Genomic DNA, 20175 nt, shown 5'->3' with positions numbered 1-20175 from the left:
GACCGGCGCGTTGACTCGGTTGGTTGGTATGTCATACTTTGGTGATAGTTTCTCCAAATATAATCGCGATTGCTGTATACGTCACTGTTGGCGCGTTTTCTTCCGTATTATCAACAGTTGTGACATTCACAATAGTGTTAGATTCCCAATAAGTACTTGAGCGAGCGTTTTGTAGGATCGTAACAACAGAATGGTTTCCGCCGATTTCCCACCCGTCTCCGGAGGTCCGTCTCGATGAGCGTTCCCGAACGTCTCGCCGATATCGTAACGACACACACCAAAATCGTCCTCGTTGTCCTCTTGGTCTTGACCGCGCTCGTGGGCGCGGGAGCGACGATGGTCGACGACGATTCCTCGCTCGACCAGTTCGAGAGCGACTCGCCCGAAGGACAGGCCCAGGAGTACATCGACGACAACTTCACCATCGAGGAGGCCGAGAACACGACGAGTCTCCAGCTAATCTATACAAACGAGCACGACGGCGATCGGGCCGGCGAGAGCGTCCTCACGCAGGAGTCGCTGATCGAATCGCTCGAGTTCCAGGAACAACTCCGTGAGAACGAGTCGATCAACGAGACCCTTGTCGAGGACGATCCGATATTCGGCGTCGAAAACATGGTCGCGTTCGCCGCGATCACCGACCAACAGGTCACCGAACTCGAGGAGCGGGGCGAGGAGATCGAGAACCGAAGCGCGGAACTCGACGCGACGAGCGAGCAACTCGAGCAAGGGATCGACGACGTGCGAGATACCCAGCGGGACTACGAGGAGCTGAACGCGACGACCGATCCCGACGACCCCGAGTACGAACAACAGGCCGAAGCACTGGAGGGTGATTTCGACGAGGCGATAGAGGAGGCCACAGTTGGTCTCGACGACGAACAGACCGCCCAGTTCGAACAGGCGGCTGACGACGCTCGAGATATCGAGGCTCAGCTCGTACAGCTTGAGGCCGAGTACGGCGAGGAAGCCACGGAGCAGGACGCCTACGAGGAACTCACGGAGCAGATGGAGGGCGTCTACACCGCCGCGACGATGGGGGTTCTCGAAGACGAGTACGCCCAACTCGAGGAGGACTCCGAACAGCTCGAGGAAGACCAGGAGGAGCTCGAAGCGGGTGGTGAAGGCGGCGAAGAAGACGACCAGCCGTCGCTCGACGAACAGATCGAGGCGCTCGAGGAGCTCGACGACGAGGCGTTCGAGGATATCGTCGAACAGACGCTCGACGACGACGAAGGCAACAACGACGCACTCGGACTCATGGCGTCGTCCTACGATCCGGGCTCGACGGACGCCGACGCTCGGATGACGTCGATCACGCAGTCGGCCGACGGTGGCGTCGACGCGGAGATGGGTGCTGTCGACGACGAAATAGTCGACAGCCAACTCGACATTCGGGAACTCGCGGGCGAGTACGACGACGAAATGGCCGGCGAGTACATCGTCTTCGGCGGCGGCATTCTCACCGACGAGATCGACGGCTCGATGGAGGACAGTCTGGCGATCGTCGGACCGCTCGCACTGTTGTTCGTCGTCGGTGCCCTGCTGGTCGCCTACCGAGATCCGATCGACATCGTTCTCGGCGTCGCGGGAATCGGAGCCGTCCTGGTCTGGACGTTCGGCTTCATGGGCTGGGTCGGGATTTCGTTCAACCAGATGTTCGTCGCCGTCCCCGTCTTGCTCATCGGGCTCTCTATCGACTACGCGATTCACGTCTTTATGCGCCATCGGGAGCAACGCGAGGTGCAACGCACCTCGGATGAACGAACGGGGAGCGAAGCGACCGGGGAGCAACGGGAGGCTGACGAGGCCACGGACACGGTTCGGGGCTCGATGACCGTCGCCCTCGCGGGCGTCGGCGTCGCGCTCGTCTGGGTCACCGCGACGACCGCGATCGGCTTCCTCGCGAATCTCGTGAGTCCGATCGGTCCTATCCAGGAGTTCGGCATCGTGAGTTCGGTCGGTATCGTCGCCGCGTTGATTGTCTTCGGCGGCCTCATTCCGGCGGCGAAAATCGAGATCGACACGTTCCTCGAGTCCCGCGGCTACGATCGCCGGAAACGAGCGTTCGGGACGGGTGAGGGGCGGTTCAGCGACGTTCTCACGGTCGGTTCGACCGCGGCCAGAAAAGCGCCGGTAATCCTCCTCGTGGCGGTCCTGTTGCTCACCGCGGGCGGCGTCTACGGCGCGAGTCAGGTCGACACGAGTTTCGACGAGGAGGACTTCCTCGCCGAGAGTCCGCCAGGGTGGACGGAGAACCTGCCCGGGCCGATGAGCCCCGGCGAGTATCAGGCGACCGACGACCTCGAGTACGTCAACGAGAACTTCCAGCGGGAGGATTCACAGGCTCAGATACTAACCCAGGGTGATGTCGCCCACGACGAGACGCTAGAGCGTATCCACGCGGCCGAAGAGGACGCTTCGGAGAGCGACATCGCGTACACGCTTCCCAACGGCGAGGCCGACGTTCAGAGCCCGCTTTCGGTGATGGAAGATGTCGCCGCCCAGAACGAGTCGTTCAACGAGTCGTTCACCGCGGCGGATACGACGGGTGACAACGTTCCCGACGAGAACGTCTCCGCGCTGTACGACGAGCTGTTCGAGGTGGACGAAGACGCGGCGAACGAAGTCATCCATCGCAACGCCGACGGTGAGTACGAGTCGGTCCGGCTCGTCGTGGCCACCGACGGCGACGCCGCTTTCGAGGATACGACCGATGAGATGCGCGAGATCGCGGCGGGGATCGGCGACAGCGGTGGCGGCGGCGACCAGTTCGTCACCGATCCGGACGAGCGCTGGAGCGCCATCGCGACCGGCGACCCGGTCGTCAACTACGTCGTCGAGCAGGACCTCCTGGATACGGTCCTGCAGAGTCTGATGATCACGCTCGTCTCCGTCTTCGTCTTCCTCTCGGCGGCCTACCGGCTCACGGGTAACAGCGCGACCCTCGGCGCGGTGACGCTCCTGCCGGTGGCGTTCGCCGTGAGCTGGATCCTCGGAACGATGTACCTCATCGGGATGCCCTTTAACGTCCTGACCGGAATGATCACGAGCCTGACGATCGGGCTTGGCGTCGCCTACAGCATCCACATCAGCGCGCGGTACACACTCGAGCTCGAGCGCCAGAGGAACGTCTGGCACGCGATGCGAACGACCGTGACCGGAACCGGCGGCGCACTGCTTGGCAGCGCGGCGACGACGGTCGGTGGCTTCGGAACGCTGGCGTTTGCCATCCTGCCCGTGCTCAGACAGTTCGGCATCATCACCGCACTGACGATCACGTACGCGTTCCTCGCGAGCGTCGTCGTCTTGCCCACCTTGCTCGTGCTCTGGACGCGGTATTTCGGCCCAGACGTCTCCTTCGATCCCTCTCGGAGTCCAACGTCGACCCCGGCCGCGAGCGACGGGGGCCGGGTCGAGTCCGAGGAGTCGGACGCGAATGCCGGCGGGGGTAAGAACGAATGACGACCGGAAGCGACGAAGCGCACGGCGGTGATGAGACCGGTTCCAACGACCAGGGTGCCGCCGTCGACGCGTTCGAACGCCTCGGACTCACCGGTTACGAGGCCAAGGTCTTCATCGCACTCCACCGCCTCGGTTCGGGAACGGCCCGGGACATCGCCGAGATTACCGACGTTCCCCGATCGCAGGTGTACAGCGTCGCAGAAAACCTCGAGCAACGGGGACTTCTCGAGGTCCATCACGCAAGTCCGATTCGGTATCGTCCGGTCAGCGTCGAGGAAGCTCGGGAGACGCTTCGCGAACGGTTCGAAAACGAACAGGAGCGCGCGCTCGAGTACGTCGAACGGGTACAGGAAGATACCCCCGCGGAGGAAACCACCGAGGAGATCTGGACCGTTCGGGGAAGCCGTCGGATCAACGATCGGGTCGCCGATCTGCTGGCGAACGCCGAGGAGCGAATCGTCTTCGCCGCTCGCCTCCCGAGCCTGCTCGATTCGTCGATCGAACAGGTCCTCGAAGAGCGTGCGACCAGCGGCGTATCGGTAACCGCGTTCAGCAGTTCGGAACCTGTTCGTGACCGGCTCGAGGCCCGCGAGAACGTTCGCGTCTACGAGCCATTGGAGCCGCGAGCGGAGGACGAACGCTCCGGTCGAATCGCGGTCGTCGACGACAACAGTATCCTCCTGAGCGTCGTCGACGACGACGGCAGCGAAACCGCAATCTGGAGCGTCGAATCACTGTTCGCCTCGGTCCTGATCCAGTTGATCGAAGCGAACGAAGAGACGCTCGAGCGAGCGGCCTGAGTATCGACAGGGTGGTATGCCCAGTAACAGTGCGACGTGGCCGAGGAGTTGCCGCGCGATAGTATCCGCATATAAATAGTAAAACCTATTTCATCGTCAATAATCCTGAGTTTTACTTGAATCGGAATTGTTATTCAAGTTGATTGTCACCGTGGTGAGTATGGGGGAAGACCTATCACGCCGGGATCTCATCCGGCACAGTAGCACAGGCATTGCAGCGGTGGGTATCGCCGGATTGGCCGGCTGTACTGGAAGCGTTCCGTTTCTCAGTGACGAGTACGATAGTGTACCGATCGGCAACTGGCTCGTCGATCCGACGCTCGAGGAGATACTGGATACGAGCCAGTACGAAGATCGGGTCGAAGACTTCGAGTTTTCGGATGGAAACCGCTCCGAGATGAGCTTCGAGAGTGCGGTTCCCGAAGCGATCTTCGATAATGCGGACGAACTCGACGATTACGGACCGCTCGAGGGAGGGTCTGTTTCCCGACTTCGGTCTCGAGTGAGCGCGCCAGCGTCCGAAATTGACTGGCAGCTGACCCAGTCCATGACGTGGGACTGGGAGTTTACTCACACACAGACATCGTTCGGCAGTCAGTCCGAAGCAACTGAATCGCAAAGCTCTAGCATCAGCGTGGACGTTATCGGCGGCTCGTTCGATCCCGAGGAGATCGAAGAGAACCTCGAAAGCTGGGCCGACGACAATCTCACGGATGAGGGCCAGTACGAAGGGTTTGACTTCTATGAAGCTTTCGACGCGGTGTACGGTGTCTCCGGCGAAACGATCGTCCAGGTCACGTCCGATCAGAGGGATATCGACCTCCTCGAGACGCTCGAAATCGTCATCGACGCAAACGTCGAGGGCTCCGACCGGCTCACTGACGACGACGATGCCAACGAACTGTTGTCGCAGTTCGACCAGGGACACGTCAATTCCGGGTTCTTGCTCGAATTCGATGACGATTCCGAGGAAACGGAGAACGAACAAGAGGAAACGGAGGACGAAGAAGAGGAAAACGACTGGCGTACGGGACTGCTGGGCGGAACGAGCGCCGAGTCGATCGACGGGCAGACGACGGACGTTTCTACCGTCTTCCTGTTCGATTTGGAGCGGTATGCGGTGGCAGACGACGTCGAAGAATACGTCCGCCGGAACCGAGATATCACCGACGAATTTGCGACCCTCGAGGACTACTCGGTCGAGGAAGACGGCCGAACGGTAACCGTGACGGGTACCGTCCAGACGCAGGCGTACTTCTGATCGGTCCGTCCATCGGCGAATTTCAACGCTAGAAAAGGAGAATCACGACCGAGGATTGCTTCTAGAACATGCTGAACGGATCGAAAACCCGTCCGATGTCGCTATCGGACGTCCTTCCGACTCCCCGTTATCGCCGTCGGATTCCGCCCGTTCGCCGTCAGATTCCACCCGTTCGCCGTCGAATCCGTTCAGAGGACAGCAATGCTCGTTGACTAGATAAACTCCCTTTCAGCCAGTTATACCCGCTCGACGAAAGATCGCTCTCCCGATGCTGTCGTTGGCCATCAGTTCGGTGCGGACTGTTTCCGGGAAACAGCCGGATCGAACACCCTCCGGAGAGGGTGACCGGCGCTCACAGGGCGAAACGATCAGGGCCGTTCGACCGGCCCCGACGCTTGCAGACAGCTCTCGCTATCGACGTGGACAGTGTGATCTTCGGGCGATCACGGGGTGTCCACACCGTCACCACCACGAACTCGCACCTATATATACACCGGCTGCTATCGCGTCAGGGAGCGGAGAACCTTCGTGGGTGTTTCACTACAGTTCCTGTATGCTGGCCGATCCGTCACTACAGCTAGACTAGCGTGAGAACTGACACGTTCGTTCGCGAAGCCGAAAGGGTACAGATCAGTCAATACCGGCCGTTAAACTGTCTCTCTGGTGTATGGATTCCTTTCTTGGGGCATCGAATACGAGACATGTCCCACCACTCGAGAAGTCATCGTTGAATCGACAGGAAAGCCAATCGCGTCATTCAGCTATCGACCGGGGGTCTATCGGCGAGGGACTGCTCTCAGTTCCGGATAATCTCGCCTCGAGGTTGGTTCAGTTGCTCCCCGGCGAGCACGCGGTTCGCTCGGCGAAGTCGTTCGGAGAGCGCCTGGTGAGAGATGTTCAATTCTCGAGCGAGTTCCTCCAGAGAAATCTCTCGCGGGACGTCGTAGTATCCCTGCTGGTAGGCCTCGGCGATCGCTTCACGCTGTGGTTCCGTTAGTGCGGCGGTCGCCTCGAGGTCAGCGTTTCGACCCGCCTCGACCATGCGTCGAACGTCGACGACGACGTCGTGGCGTTCGATGGCCTCCATCGCACTCGAAAGGCTCTCTCGCCGCGGAAAGAGCAGTCTGAGCGTCCACTGACCGTCGGAAACCTGCGCGTCGAGTATCGCCCCGTCGTGCTCGAAGACGCAGTTACACCGATCTGCGACCGCCGAATCGTACTCGAGGCGGTAGAGCCATTCCGCGCCGTCGGAACTGGTTAGCAGTTGTTGGAAACCGCCTACCGTCGGATCGTTCGTCAGTGCGGTCTCTAACTCGTCGCGTTCGGTGTTCGAGAACCACACGAGTGGCATCGTTTGTTGCCCTTCTCCGACCACGCTCTCGACTCGAAGCTCGAGATCCGGATTCGACTGACACGTCTCGGCGAGCGCGAAGTCAGCCGCTGTGATCGTGATCTCTGCGATCGTCGTCATCTGTCTCCACCCCCGGACGTGACTTTCGAGTCCGAGTGGGTATTCATACTACTGACGCGATCTGGGTGGGACTCGAATTGTATCATGGGTAGTCCAGTCGATCCTGCCGTCGGGACGAACGAGAGATGTGACCATCGACGGTGTCCCGTTCTGTTGGGATCGAACTGATGCGAACGAACAGCGCCAAGCCGGTTGATGAACGGGCTTGGGTACTCCGGTCATTTAAGTCAACATGTGGATTAATATAATTGTCTGTGTTAGGAACCGGTTACTACACCCCGACAACTGCGCACGTTTGTTCACCGTTTGGCCCCCGGGTCTTGTGAAATGAGATCGTATGGTAGTAGTGGCGGGCCGGCACAGTAATGTCGTTGGCACCGGCGGTTGGGCCAACACTCTCACGACAGCCGCTGGCGGGAGCCGGTTGGCACACTGTCTTATCCGTCGAGGGTAGCTGGCTGGCACACTATGTTATCCATCGCCGATAGCTGGCTGGCACACACGGGTATGCCCTCCGAATCGAGCCCTACTATTTTCGTTGTGTGCGTCGAGGTGGTCGTATGGTATCACCGCTCCTGAAAACGGCGGTCTTTTCGGTCCTCGTTCCCGGAACGGTCGCGGGGCTCGTCCCCCGAGTGCTGGCTCGGTACGATCGCCGATCACCGACCCTCGAGCGCCGAAGCGTGCGAACGGTCGGCTACGCGTTGCTCGTCTCCGGAATCGTTCTGTACCTGCACACGGCGGGGCGATTTGTAACCGAGGGCTCGGGAACGCCGTCGCCGAGCGACGAACCTCCGGAACTCGTCACAGGCGGTGTCTACGCGTACTCGCGAAATCCGATGTACCTCGGCGTCGTGCTGGCTATCGGCGGCCAGGCCGTCCGGTACAAATCGCTCCACGTCCTCTGGTGGGGCGTCGTCTGCTGGCTCGGGTTTCATCGGCGCGTTCTCGAGTACGAAGAGCCACACCTCGCGGACAAACACGGCGAGGCCTACGAGGAGTACTGCGAGCGGGTTCCTCGATGGTTCCCCGGGCCGGGTCGGCTCGGAGCAACCCCCATCGCGGGTCGAGATCCCCCTCTCGATTCGCCGTCGTCCGAGACGGAGTTCGAAGGCGAGTGAGTACACGTGGTGGATCGTCAATCCCTCGAGCGAATCGCTCTCTTCCTCGATTCCTCGCGCCGAGACTCGGTTTATCGATCGGTTTTCGGTTTTCGGTTTGGACGCACCGAACGCGACCGACTTCGGTGGCTCTTTCGACGGCGTTACGCGGAGCACGCCCCCTCGAGTTCGAGTGCCATCGCGGACACCGCTGTACAAGTGTCTCTGGCTATCACAATCCGTCGCGAACGCAACTCACATTGCGGATTCGAGCAGGGGCGGGACGGAACGCTCGCAAACAGGTACGCCGCAGTATTCTCCCCATAACAATCGAACGATGCCCCGTCGGTTCCAGCAGGAATGGCCGTCGAACAAGCGGTGGGTATTCGAGATGCGGAGAACGAAGCGTTCACCAGCGCCATGGTGGGCGCACTCATCGCAGGAGCCGCTTTCGGGCTGTTGTTACACGAAACGGGACGAATGGAGTCCGTCGCGGCTCTTTACGGACAGGACGGAGTTCACATCGGGTGGCTGATTCACACCGCTCATAGCATCTTCGCCGGGGTCTTTTTTCTCGGCGTGATAACACTGCTGAGCGCGACCGACCTACCCGGGGTGGGGGTACTCGAGCGGTACGCCGGCTTCCCGACCGTGACCGCTCTGGCCGGGGTAGTGTACGGGCTGATGCTCTGGGGTGTTTTCGTCGCGACGCTGATGCCGCTGTGGGGGTTCGCTGTCGGCCTCGAGCGACCGCTCCCGTACGTCCATCAACCGAGCCTCGTCGGCTTAGTGATCTTCGGCGGAATACTTGGGGTGGTCTACGGCGTTCTCTTTCGAGTGTTGACTCGGTTAGCCGGGTGAGAACGTCCGATAGTTTCTGAGGGACGAATCCCGTTCTCGCGGACCACTGCTCGTATCTGTTGATCGTCGTCTCCCTTGTCTCCAAGCGAAACGTCGACTTCGGCCGTATTGCGGTTGATTCCACGTCGTTCACCGCGTGGAGGATGTCAATTCAACGGACCCCACGAAGCAGTATCGGTAGATCAGTCTCCGGGTGACGAACCCAGCCGTTGATAGCCGGCCGCGGCGAACCGTGCTTCTTCTCGACGTCGCGGACCGATTCAGGGACGGGGAAATCGAGTAACGAAACGTAAGGGAGTGAGTAACGGGACTCAAGGCGAGTGAGTAACGAAACTCGAAGGGATCGATCGACGGTTCGGTCTGAAATGAAGGGCCACTCGATCACCGTGGCGGTCCCAACTGACTTGCACTCGGAGTTCGAACGGTCGGGCATGGGCGAGGACGACGCGGAGACGGTGACGGTCGACGAACTCGTCGAATACTGCCGCACGCAGGCGGGGCTTCTCTCCGGAGCCGTCGAAACGATGGGAGCAGAAGCCGACGAGTTACTGGACGAAATCGACGACGAAATGGCGGAGATCCGGACTCGCCTCGAGGGCCGATCGGACGCCGTGACCGAACCCGAATCGCCGTCCTCGGCGGCGGCTCCCGGCGGTCAGGACCCCGATCTGGATATCGCGGCTATCGAAGAGCTCGAAGCAGATCTCGAGGAAAAACAGACGATCGTCGAAGCCAAGCAGGTACGGATGAAGGCGTTTCAGGAACTCGCATCGGCCTACACTGAACTCGCCACGGAGCTACAACGAGACGCCGATGACGGCCAGGCGGCACTCGAGCGTCTCGTCCAGTTCGAGGCCGATCGCGACGCACCGGCGTACTTTCCGGACCGACAGACGCTCCTCGAGGCCGCCGTCGCCGAACCGGAACCCGACGAGGGTGCGTAACTTCCTTTTCGCCCTCGACGCGTCTGCTCGCCGTCCTCGAAAACCCGCCTTCGGACGGCGAGTGCGGAGTTTCGTCGTGCCCGTAAAGCCCGACCTTCTCCGGAGCTGTCAGAGAGTCGCGACCCGAATATCGAAGCCCTAGGCCGCATCGACGGTCCCATCGGGTCGGACGGTAACGACCGGAACCGGAGCCGTTCGAACGACTTTGTTGGTGACGCTCCCGACGACCATCCGCTCGATGCCGCTTCGCCCGGCGGTTCCGATGACGATCATATCGGCGTCGACCTCCTCGGCGTAGTCGGCGATCTCCTTGGCCGGCGTTCCCGTTCGGACGACCTCCTTCGCCTCGAGGCCCTCCGCTCGAGCCAGTTCTGCAAGTTCGGTCGCCCACTCGGCTGCGATATCCGTGACGTCATCTTTCGTTTTTGGCGGTCCCCCGCCGATCGAGGAGATCTGTGTCAAGTTCACGTCTCCGACGGACAGCGCGTGGACGGTCGCGTTCATCGTTGTGGCGATACCGAATCCAACTTCGGCCGCGGATTCAGCGTATTCGCTCCCGTCCGTGGGAATAACTATTGTGTTACTCATCGTTTGTGTTCTAATTTTGCCTTTCGGATGGCGTTCGTATAGTTTTTGCTACTAGCGTAGTTCTTTCGCACTCGAGGCCGTTCGCTCGTCCGGCACGCGCGCCATCCGAACTCTCGGATCCGCATAATTGGAGACGATACACAAGGCAGATTCTCCGCTCGACGGTCAGGCGGATCGGACGTCCGTCTCGAGGGACCCAAACGGGACTCCGACGGGAGCCGGAACCGTATCGGATCGGTTTCTCGCAAAAGTGACAATTACCTTTCCAGAAGGACAAATTTTACGGGTGGAACCGATAACTGTGCACTAACTGTATTCATTTATGACTCTTTATTCTGATACGATATCCGTATTACATGTCGACGATGACCAGCCGTTTTGCGACATGGTCGCGACGTTTTTAGAGCGGAACGATCCGCAGTTGGCGGTTCGGACCACGACCAGCCCTGTGGATGGACTCGAGGTCCTCGCCGAGAGGGATATCGATTGCGTCGTATCCGATTACGATATGCCGGAGTGCAACGGGATCGAGTTTCTCGAGCGGGTTCGAGCCGACCATCCGGAGCTGCCGTTTATTCTGTACACCGGAAAGGGAAGCGAGGAAATCGCAAGCGAGGCGATCTCCGCGGGCGTCACGGACTACCTACAGAAGGGGGGCGGAAGCGGTCAGTACGTCGTTCTCACCAACAGGATCCAGAACGCAGTCGAGCAATATCAGACGAGGCAATCCGCGAGAGCAACCAAGGAGAAATTCGCCCGGATCGTCGAGAAGACCGACGAAGTCCTCTACATGTTTTCGGCCGACTGGACCGAGCTTCTGTTCATGAACTCGGCGTACGAGGACGAATGGGGCGGTTCTATCCGAAAAATCAGCGACGATCCGATGGCGTTTCTCGAGCATATCCAGCCAGCGGATCGCGACCGAGTCCGATCGTTTATGGAAACGCTCTCCGGGGGCGACCGCGACGACATCGAGTACCGAATCGTTCTCGAGGAGGGGACGCGGCGCTGGATGCGGGAGGAGGCGACCCCCATCATCGACTCCGACGGCGACGTTTCGCGGATCGTCGGGACCATCCGCGATATTACCGCTCACAAGGAGCGCGAGGAGCAACTCCGCTCGAGTAAGGCCCGACTCGAGGCGTTGTTCGAGAACTCGCCGGACCTAATCGGGATTCACGATGCGGAGGGGAGATTACGGGACGTCAACCGGCGATTCTGTGACGAGTTGGGATACGAACCGGAGGAACTCGTCGGAAAGGCCGTTTGGGATCTCGATACGACCGTAGAGCCGTCCGAAGCACGGGCGTTCTGGACCGATCTTCCCACGAATTCGCCGCGGCGATTCGAAGGGGTCCTGGAGCGGAAAGACGGCTCGACGTTCCCGGTCGAGATTCACCTGATGCGACTCGATCTCGACGGAGAGGATCGGTTCGTCGCGATGGATCGCGAGATCACCGAACGAAAACAACGGGAGGAGGATCTCGTTCGGCAGAACGAACGCCTGAATCGGTTCGCAAGCGCTGTCTCGCACGACCTTCGAAACCCGCTACAGATCGCACAGGGTCGGTTGACGGTACTTCGAAGCGAAGTCGAGAGCGAACAACTCGACGACATCGACTACGCACTTCATCGGATGGAAACGCTGACCGACGACCTCCTCACACTCGCCCGGCAGGGCTCGAGCGCGATCAGTGCCGAACCCGTCGAACTGGCTCCGCTCGTCGAGCGATGTTGGAGCGCCGTCGAGACGGCCGCTGGTACGCTTATCGTCGAAACCGATCGAACCGTGTCCGCCGACGAGGATCGCCTTCGTCAGCTGTTCGAAAATCTGTTCGCCAACGCGGTCGAGCACGGGGGAAGGGACGTTACCGTCACCGTCGGACAGACGGAGACCGGTTTTTTCGTCGCGGACGACGGCCCCGGTATTCCCTCGGCCCACCGAGATGACGTCTTCGAGCCCGGCTACTCGACGGCTACCGACGGAACCGGATTCGGGTTGCGCATCGTCGAGCAGGTCGTTCAGGCACACGATTGGGAGATCTCTCTCGCTGATGGGCCGGCCGGTGGCGCGCTGTTCGAGATCTCGAACGTCGAGTCCGTGGACGAAAGCGACTAGGCGTGAGCGCTCGCTGCGGGTTGCTTCGACGCGCTACCGGGCGGAAGCGCCTGATAATGCAGTTTCCCGATCGTGAAGTCGGCGGTTTTCGGGCCAGTAGAGTTATCACGACACCATTGGAAATATTCGATAGAGAGGAGAACAGCGTGTCAGGAAATGAATTAGTTACTCGGTCCGATCCGATTCGGGTGTTACACGTCGACGACGACGAGGCACTGGTAGACCTCGCCGCAATCTTCCTCGAGCGAGAGAGCGACCTGATCGAAGTGACGACGGAGTCGTCCGTCGAAGACGCACTCGACGTTCTCGATGCCCAGCCGATCGATTGCGTGATCAGCGATTACGATATGCCGGGCCACGACGGGCTGGAATTTCTGGAATTCGTTCGGGCACGCTCGCCCGATCTTCCCTTTATTCTGTTCACCGGGAAGCCCGCCGAGAGCCTCGAAACCGCTGCGCTTCGTGCGGGCGCAACCGAATTTCGACGCAAAGGCACCGACGCCGACCAGTACACCGTCCTAGCCCAACGTATCACGGAAGCAGTCGGTAATTGAGGCGTCACTGCTGCTTTCGGAGGCAGAACGGAGTATCCATCGCCGGTCCCTCGAGACGCATTCCCCTCGAGGGGCGAACATGTCCATTTTCCCACCGTCATGGCCAACGCGTGGCCCGTTTTCGTCCGCCGATGGGCCCGAGGAAGGGCGACTCGAGTCAGCCGGCGCGTCTCGTTCGATTCAGCCGTTTGTCCTGTTAGTTGAACACCGAGTCGGTATCTGCCCGATAGAAACACTGATCCGGCGGGATTCCGTTGTTGTATCTACGAACATCTAGCGTATCGAAAATGTCCAGAAAACGGAGACGGTCCCGAGGGAAGACAGGGGTGATGAGCCGCCGGTCTATCCTGACGATGCTTACTGCCAGCGGGGTCGGACTCGGAGCGGTCCACGCGAGCGGGGCATTCGATGTCGCCCAGGCGTCTCGCCAGTTCAATCTCGGCATCTCGAGCGATGACGAGGCCCTGCTCAAAATCGAACCTAACGAGAATATTTCGGGGGAAGCAGGCGAGGAGGTCGAACTCGCGACGCTCACGAACGAGTTCTCAGGGACGCTCTCGTCCTTCGAGATAACGACGGATGACGGAGATCAACTGACCCTTGACAGCTCCGATCAACCGACGACACTGGCGTCCGGTGAGCGAGCACCAATCGTCGGTGAGCTATCGTGTGCGTCCACTGTGGCGGATCTCGTCTCGTTACAGATCGTCGCCGAGGGGCCCGATAACTCCGTCGAGTTAGAGCGGGATATCGACGTTCACTGCGAACCGGCCGACGAGACGTGCGTCGACGAGTACACCGGCCCGACGACGCTCTACGGCGACACGAGCTGTGACGTCGTGGTGGAGACGATGAACGCGCATCTGACGATCAATCCGAACACGACTGTTTCGGGAGACGTGTATATAGAGGGGTCACAGTCCGGTTCGCTGGATATGAGCAATAGTGCAATCGATGGCGATGTCACCCTTGTCGTCCCCGCAACTAACGGTATCATCGATCTACGGAATAGTACGATCGACGGCGACGTTACAATCGATGCCGGATCAGATGGGACACTGAATATGAACAACAGTACGATCAACGGCGATGTCGCTATCGATGCCGGTGTCAACGGGAACCTCTCGCTTAGGAACAGTACGATCGACGGCGACGCCAGTATCGATGCCGGATCCAGTACTAACGTGAGCAAAAATCCCCCAAGCACGATCACGGGCGACTCCCCCGAGTCGTGAACGCGTTCGGATCACTCTCACCGAAATTCGATATCGTCGCTTCATAGAAGCCGTTCGCAGGGGTTGTTTCTTTGGCTCCCGATTCGCGGTACTACACCGGCATATGCCGTACTGACGACGCTTGAGGCGTCTTTATCGCTGGCTCTCGACACCCTCGAACTCGAACCGCGCACCGCCGTCCGTTCCGTCAGTGACTCGAACCGTCCAACCGTGAGCCTCGGCGATCTGCTCGACGATGGCCAGTCCGAACCCGGACCCGCCGCCGTCCGTATAGCCGAGTTCGAGCACCTGTTCGCGCTTCCGGTCTGGAATCCCCCGGCCGTCATCCTCGATATAAAATCCATCCGCGGTATCGCCGACGCGGACCGTCACCTCGGAGCCGCCGTGTTCGACGGCGTTTCGAAAGACGTTCTCGAAGATGTGATAGACCTGGCCTCGAGCGGCGCTGATCTCCGCGTCGGCATCGACTGTGAGCGTGGCTTGCGCGGTCGAGACGGTCTGCCAACAGTCCCGCGTAATCGACTCGAGATTCACCGTTGACGTTTCGTTGACGAGCGTCCCCTCGGCGGTGAGCGTGAGCGTGTCCTCGATAATCGTCTCCATGCGGGTGACCATCTCCGTCGCAGTCTCGATATGCGGTGAGTCACACTCCTCGCTCGCGAGTTCGAGCGACCCGTCGAGGACGTTCAACGGGTTTCTGAGATCGTGCGAGACGATCTGCGTGAACTTCTCGAGCCGATCGTTCTGGTACTGGAGCTGTTGTTCGCGCTCGAGGCGATCTAACGCGCTGATGGTGTGACTGATCAAGAGTTCGGCGAGTTCGAGATCGGTTTCGTCGAACAGTCCGGGCACCTCTGCGACGGCCTGGAAGACGCCGTAGGTGTCGACCGGGATGCTGATCCCCGACTGAAACGGCCCCTGCGGGTTGGCTTCCGGGATTTCGGCGATGTCCTCGATCAACATCGATTCGCCGGTGCGGTACGTTTTGCCGGCGATCCCTTCTTCGATCGACATCGACGCCGTCTCGGCCTGCGCGACGTTTTCGGAGATCGCCGCTTTGGTGAGTCGGCCGTCTTCCTCGGTGTCGATCACGCTCAGATCGAACTTGAGGATGTCCTCGCTCGCGTCGATCGTTCGGCCGTAGATATCCGTCTCCGTTCCGGCGGTGTTGAGATCGACCGCGACATCGTTGAGCGCCTGCAGCGCCTCCTCGCGCTCTCTGTGTTCGGTGATATCCCGGACGAAGCCGACAGTCCGTTCGACGGTGCCGTCGTCGTCGAACACCGGTTTGATGTCCATCCAGACCCAGCGAGTTTCGTCCTCGATTTCGGAGACACGACATTCGATATCGACGGAGTGGCCCGCGGATAGTCGGTCCATCGCATCCCGAACCCGCTCTCGATCCGCCGAATGGATCGTCTCGAGAAACCGTTGAGCGTTCTTCCGTAGCTGGTCGGGCGTAAGACCGAACAGATCTTCGACGGCGTCGCTGACGAAAATCAGCTCCTGCCAGTCGCTAGAAGACATCCACAGCATGTCGTTCGATTTCTCGGCGAGTTCCTGCAGTTGCCGCTCGGAGCGCTCGGCCGCCTGTCTGGCGCGGTGTCTCTCGACGCCGTCGTGGATCTGGGTCGCCAACTGCGAAAACTGTTCGACGCTCCCCTTCGGGAGATAATCGGTGACGCCGGCGGTGATCGCGTCGCTGGCGACCTTCTCGCTCCCGGTCCCGGTAAAGAGGATAAACGGGAGATCTCCGTACTCCCGTCGAACCGTCTGCAGGAACTCGAGGCCGTCTCGTTCGGACAGCTCGTACTCGCTTACGATACAATCGATGTCGGAGGCGTTCGCCTCGAGGACAGCTACCGCGTCTTCGACGGTCGTTTCGGTGCTGACCTCCAGGCGATCTCTCTCGCGCTCGAGGTGCGTCGCTGTCAGATCCGCGAATGACGGATCGTCGTCGACGGAGAGCACACGGATCTGAGTCATCATTGTACTAGTATATGTATTCCTGAATAACGCTTTGGGTTATGGATATTTTGTCGATCGACGCGAAATTGTTATTCGTTCACCTCACACCGAATCCGCTTCGATTACTGGTCACTCAGAACCCGAGCTAATTTTGCAAAAACCCTCTCAAAGAGGTTCTCGGGAAGAATTGCTCCATCGGGATCGACGCGATCTCTCCGCCAGTTTGTGCCGGTCGACTGTGATCCGTCTTTACAATGTGTGTCATAGATGAAATGAAATAGTACTGGTGGGAAACGATACGTATCGGATACATCGGACGGATGAGGGCACGTGTTGTTGTTACCAATCGGCTCATCGCGAACGTGCGATTTTCAGTTGCACTACGGAAACGAGGCGTTCCGCAGTTACCGGTGTCGAACGTAGACGACTCCGGCGGCCACAATCCCGACGGGAATCGCCATCACAACGAGTGGAACCACGAGTTCACCGACCTCGAGCAACTGGAGCTCGCTTCCGCCTGCTTCCTGTCCGTTCGGTTCGGGCTCGCTCGTCTCACCGCTATCGGAACTGGGCAGGAACGTAATCGTGATCACCGCACCCAGGACCGTCATTACAACGTAGCCGATCGTGCCGGTCGCAGCGGCCGTAATCATCGACTCTCGCGTCTTCGAGATGTCTCTCGCTGCGAGTAAGCCGGTGATCACTCCGAACACCGGCCCAGAAAAAAGCATCACCGCGAGCACGAATAAAATAAGTGTAACCCCTAGCAATTGACCGAACGCCGAACCATCGAGTAACAGTCGGGCACTGAACGTACTGGTCAGGCCAAACCCGATGCCGGCAACGGCGAAGATTCCGACTCCGTTTACGAGGCGTGTCTTTGTGCTCGATTGTGAGAGGATATCCGAGACTCCCTGGGGACCAGATGACGGTTGCGTCGGTGGCTGGGTATCCGACGACAGCGACCCCTGATCGAGACCATCTGAAGTCCCGCCGAGCTGATCAGAATCGATAACCTCCACGTCGTAGTTGTCTGCGGCCCGTCTGGCATCGTTGGAAATCCCGACCGTGTGGGACAACAGCACGTTGTTAATCTGATTTTCCCGGCAGGTCTTGACGAGATACTCGAGATGGGTCGTGGTGGTGGTCGGTTCGGGCGCTGTTACGACGAGCCCCGCACACGTGTTCGGTTCCGAGTCCGCTCGAGTGCCCTTGAACAGGACGACTCCCTCCTGTACCTGGGTGGTTGTCGTTTCCCACCCTTGTCGCGATAGATACTGTCTAACTTTGCTTACGTAAGTGTTTGATGACATGTATTGATGTTGCTGTTTTAACCGTGGGTTCCGGTACACTCTATGCTTCTCCCGTGATGAAGGAGATCGCCGTGAGCAGTTCGCTCATCGTTTCGTGCGTGCCTCGATGCTTTCTTACCCCCAATCTCCGTCCTCCGGTTGACTCTCATGTAGGATTGGGAAATAAGAATATATAAAATGACGTGTTCGTCTTTCAGCAGTAGTGGTTATTCGGATCGGAGAATGGGTCCGTCCAGGAGGTGTGTTGCTGGAGTCCCAATTCGTTCCAGACCGTCACGCCGCCGACGGATACCTCGACTCGAGACGGAAAATCGCTAGCAGGGGCGCTCGCGTCGAAGGAAATCTCCGTTCTGACGTACGACGGGGCGAATGCTCGAGACGATCGTCGCCCGTGCGAACGCACAGTTCGCCGAATCTGCTCACCGCCTTCCGCGTTGTGACGACTCGCGCTCACCAACGGATGAAAGCGCACCTAACAGTACCTAGGCCAGGGGAAGCCACCCCCGGCGATCATTCGAGTTCCCGCTGGTCCAGAACGCGTTCTGGAGCCGGCCTCGGAGCTGATCGGCCGGCAGTTCAGGATCATGTGGGCTATCGGGTTCGGTTCCGGGTTCTCCCCTCAGTTTGTCCCGGATTGTTTCAGCCGGGGACACGGCGTTACTCACCACCGGCCCGTCGGCTGGTCGGGATAAAACGGGGTAGCCGCGTGCGTTCACGAGCTAATCGTGCCGTTCGTCAGGACATTCCGGATCGTCCCCGGCGAGTACCTCGTCGGAGAGACGTACGAGCGTTCTCCGTTTCATGGGGACCAAACAACACGACTGCGCGGATATCCCGAGCCGACAATACGTGTCCGTTTTTCACTGTATTGTCCGAGTTCTCTCGAGCGATAGCCGTCGGCCGAAAAGATGATGACACAACATCAAATTTGACCGATGGGAATACAACAGGTGTTATATACGATCCGTCTGATCTCTGAAACGCATGCTGACTGGATGGCGCTATCGAGTCGTCAGTGCTGTCGGAGTGGTCGGTCTGACCGTAGCCGCCGTGTTCATTGCAAACCATTCAGTCACCCAACAGTTCTTCACGAGCTACGTTCCCCTGTTCAATCGACTGGAGGTCCAGACGCTCGGCGGGAGGCTCTTTCTGTGGGCCATCTTTCTCTGTTCGGTCGTCATGCTCGGGTGTCTGATCCCGCTTTACAAGCCCCGGCCGCGTCGCGTCCTCGATACGATCCTTTTGACCCAAAAACGAGTGGTCACCGGCGGACTCGCCATCGCCACCTTCGGCTTTTTCAAGTGGTCGCACCGACTCCCTCGAGCAACCCTCGTGATGGTCGTCGGCTTGCTGTCGATCGCGATGCCGCTGTGGTTCGTCTGGATGCGACGCCGACCCAGCGGCGATCCAGGCCGGACGCTGATCGTCGGCGACGATCCGGACCAGATCCACCAGATCACACCCCAGGTAGCCGGCCCCGTGCTGGGCTATCTCTGTCCCACGAACGTCCGTTCGTCCCAGGGAGTCGAGGAGGGAGCCGGCATCGAGGCCGTCCCCGATGGCGGGGTGCAGGCAGGTGAGGAAGTCCTCCTCGAGTACGGCAGACACAGTAGTCTGGAACGACTCGGTGGCCTCTCGCGGATCGAAGACATCCTCGTCGAGTACGACGTCGACACCGTCGTGCTCGCGTTCCACCAGCCCGATCGGGCCGAGTTCTTCGGATCGCTGGACGCCTGTTTCGAGCACGGCGTCGACGCGAAGGTCCACCGCGAGTACGCCGACAGCGTGCTCGTTTCGGAGGACGAAATCGGGGAGTTAGTCGATGTCGACCTCGAGCCCTGGGACCCGCTGGATTACATGTTCAAACGGGTGTTCGACGTGGTGTTCGCGCTCGTCGGCATGATCGTGTTCGCCCCGCTAATGATCCTGATCGCGCTGGCGATCACGCTCGACAGCCCGGGCCCGGCGCTGTACAGTCAGGAGCGGACCGCCGGCTTCGGCGAGACGTTTACCGTCTCGAAGTTCCGAACGATGGTTCCGGAGGGCGAGTCTGCCAACCCGTCCGAAGACGAGGAAAACGACCGTATCACTCGAGTCGGGCGCGTGCTCCGGAAGACCCACCTGGACGAACTCCCGCAGCTGATGGCGATCCTGCTGGGCCGGATGAGCGTCGTCGGCCCGCGAGCGGCCTGGACCGACGAAGAGCAGGTCATCGAGCGTGAGACGACGTCCTGGCGAAAGCGCTGGTTCGTCAAGCCCGGTTTGACCGGACTGGCGCAAGTGAACGATGCGAACAGCACCAAGCCCGATGCGAAGTTGCGTTACGACCTCGAGTACATCCGCCGACAGTCGTTCTGGTTCGACCTGAAGATTGTGCTCCGACAGATCTGGAAAGTGTGTCGGGACACGTGGGCGACGATCCGGTAGCAGTTGTCGGGCACTCAGTCCGCTTTCCCTGTGAATTGTCGATCTTGTCTCGAGCTTCGTAATAAAGTG

The 20175-nt window shown here is 59.7% G+C and carries 14 protein-coding genes; 10 read left to right on the top strand and 4 right to left on the bottom strand.

Annotated elements, in window-relative coordinates:
- The first annotated feature begins 234 nt into the window (after positions 1-234).
- From ACYQ14_RS17430 to ACYQ14_RS17420, 3 genes are all read left to right on the top strand, one after another.
- Positions 235-3465: an efflux RND transporter permease subunit gene (locus ACYQ14_RS17430; protein WP_459889752.1), complete on the top strand. Its 3231-nt coding sequence runs from the start codon at positions 235-237 to the stop codon at positions 3463-3465.
- Positions 3462-4265: a TrmB family transcriptional regulator gene (locus ACYQ14_RS17425; protein ID WP_459889750.1), complete on the top strand. Its 804-nt coding sequence runs from the start codon at positions 3462-3464 to the stop codon at positions 4263-4265. Before ACYQ14_RS17430 ends, ACYQ14_RS17425 begins: the two co-directional genes overlap by 4 nt.
- A 160-nt stretch (positions 4266-4425) precedes the next feature.
- On the top strand, positions 4426-5526 hold the full coding sequence (locus ACYQ14_RS17420; protein WP_459889748.1) for a hypothetical protein: 1101 nt from the start codon (positions 4426-4428) through the stop codon (positions 5524-5526).
- Positions 5527-6322: 796 nt separating this feature from the next.
- On the opposite strand, the gene ACYQ14_RS17415 is transcribed toward ACYQ14_RS17420, so the two are convergent.
- Complete coding sequence (locus ACYQ14_RS17415) at positions 6323-6997, bottom strand: helix-turn-helix domain-containing protein (RefSeq protein ID WP_459889746.1); 675 nt, start codon at positions 6995-6997, stop codon at positions 6323-6325.
- 560 nt (positions 6998-7557) lie between these two features.
- Between ACYQ14_RS17415 and ACYQ14_RS17410 the strand changes: the two genes are divergently transcribed.
- The 3 genes from ACYQ14_RS17410 (at position 7558) to ACYQ14_RS17400 (ending at position 9902) form a co-directional block, all read left to right on the top strand.
- A complete protein-coding gene (locus ACYQ14_RS17410; protein ID WP_459889744.1) occupies positions 7558-8118 on the top strand; it encodes a methyltransferase family protein in 561 nt (186 codons plus the stop codon).
- Positions 8119-8457: 339 nt separating this feature from the next.
- Positions 8458-8958 (top strand): hypothetical protein, encoded by a 501-nt coding sequence (locus tag ACYQ14_RS17405; protein WP_459889743.1) that lies wholly within the window; start codon positions 8458-8460, stop codon positions 8956-8958.
- Between the two features lie 431 nt (positions 8959-9389).
- Entirely contained in the window at positions 9390-9902 is a 513-nt protein-coding gene (locus ACYQ14_RS17400) for a hypothetical protein (RefSeq protein ID WP_459890114.1), read from the top strand.
- A gap of 138 nt (positions 9903-10040) precedes the next feature.
- Here the strand turns inward: ACYQ14_RS17400 and ACYQ14_RS17395 are convergent, their stop codons facing one another.
- A complete protein-coding gene (locus ACYQ14_RS17395) occupies positions 10041-10490 on the bottom strand; it encodes a universal stress protein (RefSeq protein WP_459889741.1) in 450 nt (149 codons plus the stop codon).
- Between the two features lie 385 nt (positions 10491-10875).
- Here ACYQ14_RS17395 and ACYQ14_RS17390 point away from each other — a divergent pair, with 385 nt between their 5' ends.
- From ACYQ14_RS17390 to ACYQ14_RS17380, 3 genes are all read left to right on the top strand, one after another.
- A complete protein-coding gene (locus tag ACYQ14_RS17390) occupies positions 10876-12609 on the top strand; it encodes a PAS domain S-box protein (RefSeq protein WP_459889739.1) in 1734 nt (577 codons plus the stop codon).
- Between the two features lie 146 nt (positions 12610-12755).
- Entirely contained in the window at positions 12756-13163 is a 408-nt protein-coding gene (locus ACYQ14_RS17385) for a response regulator (protein WP_459889737.1), read from the top strand.
- A gap of 329 nt (positions 13164-13492) precedes the next feature.
- A complete protein-coding gene (locus ACYQ14_RS17380) occupies positions 13493-14398 on the top strand; it encodes a DUF4097 family beta strand repeat-containing protein (RefSeq protein WP_459889735.1) in 906 nt (301 codons plus the stop codon).
- 132 nt (positions 14399-14530) lie between these two features.
- Here ACYQ14_RS17380 and ACYQ14_RS17375 read toward each other — a convergent pair whose 3' ends face one another.
- On the bottom strand, positions 14531-16384 hold the full coding sequence (locus tag ACYQ14_RS17375) for a receiver/sensor box histidine kinase (protein ID WP_459889733.1): 1854 nt from the start codon (positions 16382-16384) through the stop codon (positions 14531-14533).
- 386 nt (positions 16385-16770) lie between these two features.
- A complete protein-coding gene (locus tag ACYQ14_RS17370) occupies positions 16771-17679 on the bottom strand; it encodes a hypothetical protein (RefSeq protein WP_459889731.1) in 909 nt (302 codons plus the stop codon).
- 984 nt (positions 17680-18663) lie between these two features.
- On the opposite strand from ACYQ14_RS17370, the gene ACYQ14_RS17365 reads away from it, so the two are divergent.
- On the top strand, positions 18664-20106 hold the full coding sequence (locus ACYQ14_RS17365) for a sugar transferase (RefSeq protein ID WP_459889729.1): 1443 nt from the start codon (positions 18664-18666) through the stop codon (positions 20104-20106).
- Positions 20107-20175 lie beyond the last annotated feature (69 nt).

The organism is Halostagnicola bangensis, assembly GCF_054653435.1.
The sequence above is the reverse complement of the archived record's forward strand: the minus strand, read 5'-3'. Positions and strand labels throughout refer to the sequence as shown.

Bases quoted from the DNA above. Each gene is read 5' to 3' on its own strand.
- ACYQ14_RS17365 (WP_459889729.1), top strand. From the start codon at position 18,664: ATGCTGACTGGATGGCGCTATCGAGTCGTCAGTGCTGTCGGAGTGGTC.
- ACYQ14_RS17415 (WP_459889746.1), bottom strand. From the start codon at position 6,997: ATGACGACGATCGCAGAGATCACGATCACAGCGGCTGACTTCGCGCTC.
- ACYQ14_RS17405 (WP_459889743.1), top strand. From the start codon at position 8,458: ATGGCCGTCGAACAAGCGGTGGGTATTCGAGATGCGGAGAACGAAGCG.
- ACYQ14_RS17410 (WP_459889744.1), top strand. From the start codon at position 7,558: ATGGTATCACCGCTCCTGAAAACGGCGGTCTTTTCGGTCCTCGTTCCC.
- ACYQ14_RS17375 (WP_459889733.1), bottom strand. From the start codon at position 16,384: ATGACTCAGATCCGTGTGCTCTCCGTCGACGACGATCCGTCATTCGCG.
- ACYQ14_RS17425 (WP_459889750.1), top strand. From the start codon at position 3,462: ATGACGACCGGAAGCGACGAAGCGCACGGCGGTGATGAGACCGGTTCC.
- ACYQ14_RS17420 (WP_459889748.1), top strand. From the start codon at position 4,426: ATGGGGGAAGACCTATCACGCCGGGATCTCATCCGGCACAGTAGCACA.
- ACYQ14_RS17400 (WP_459890114.1), top strand. From the start codon at position 9,390: ATGGGCGAGGACGACGCGGAGACGGTGACGGTCGACGAACTCGTCGAA.
- ACYQ14_RS17390 (WP_459889739.1), top strand. From the start codon at position 10,876: ATGGTCGCGACGTTTTTAGAGCGGAACGATCCGCAGTTGGCGGTTCGG.
- ACYQ14_RS17430 (WP_459889752.1), top strand. From the start codon at position 235: ATGAGCGTTCCCGAACGTCTCGCCGATATCGTAACGACACACACCAAA.
- ACYQ14_RS17395 (WP_459889741.1), bottom strand. From the start codon at position 10,490: ATGAGTAACACAATAGTTATTCCCACGGACGGGAGCGAATACGCTGAA.
- ACYQ14_RS17380 (WP_459889735.1), top strand. From the start codon at position 13,493: ATGAGCCGCCGGTCTATCCTGACGATGCTTACTGCCAGCGGGGTCGGA.
- ACYQ14_RS17370 (WP_459889731.1), bottom strand. From the start codon at position 17,679: ATGTCATCAAACACTTACGTAAGCAAAGTTAGACAGTATCTATCGCGA.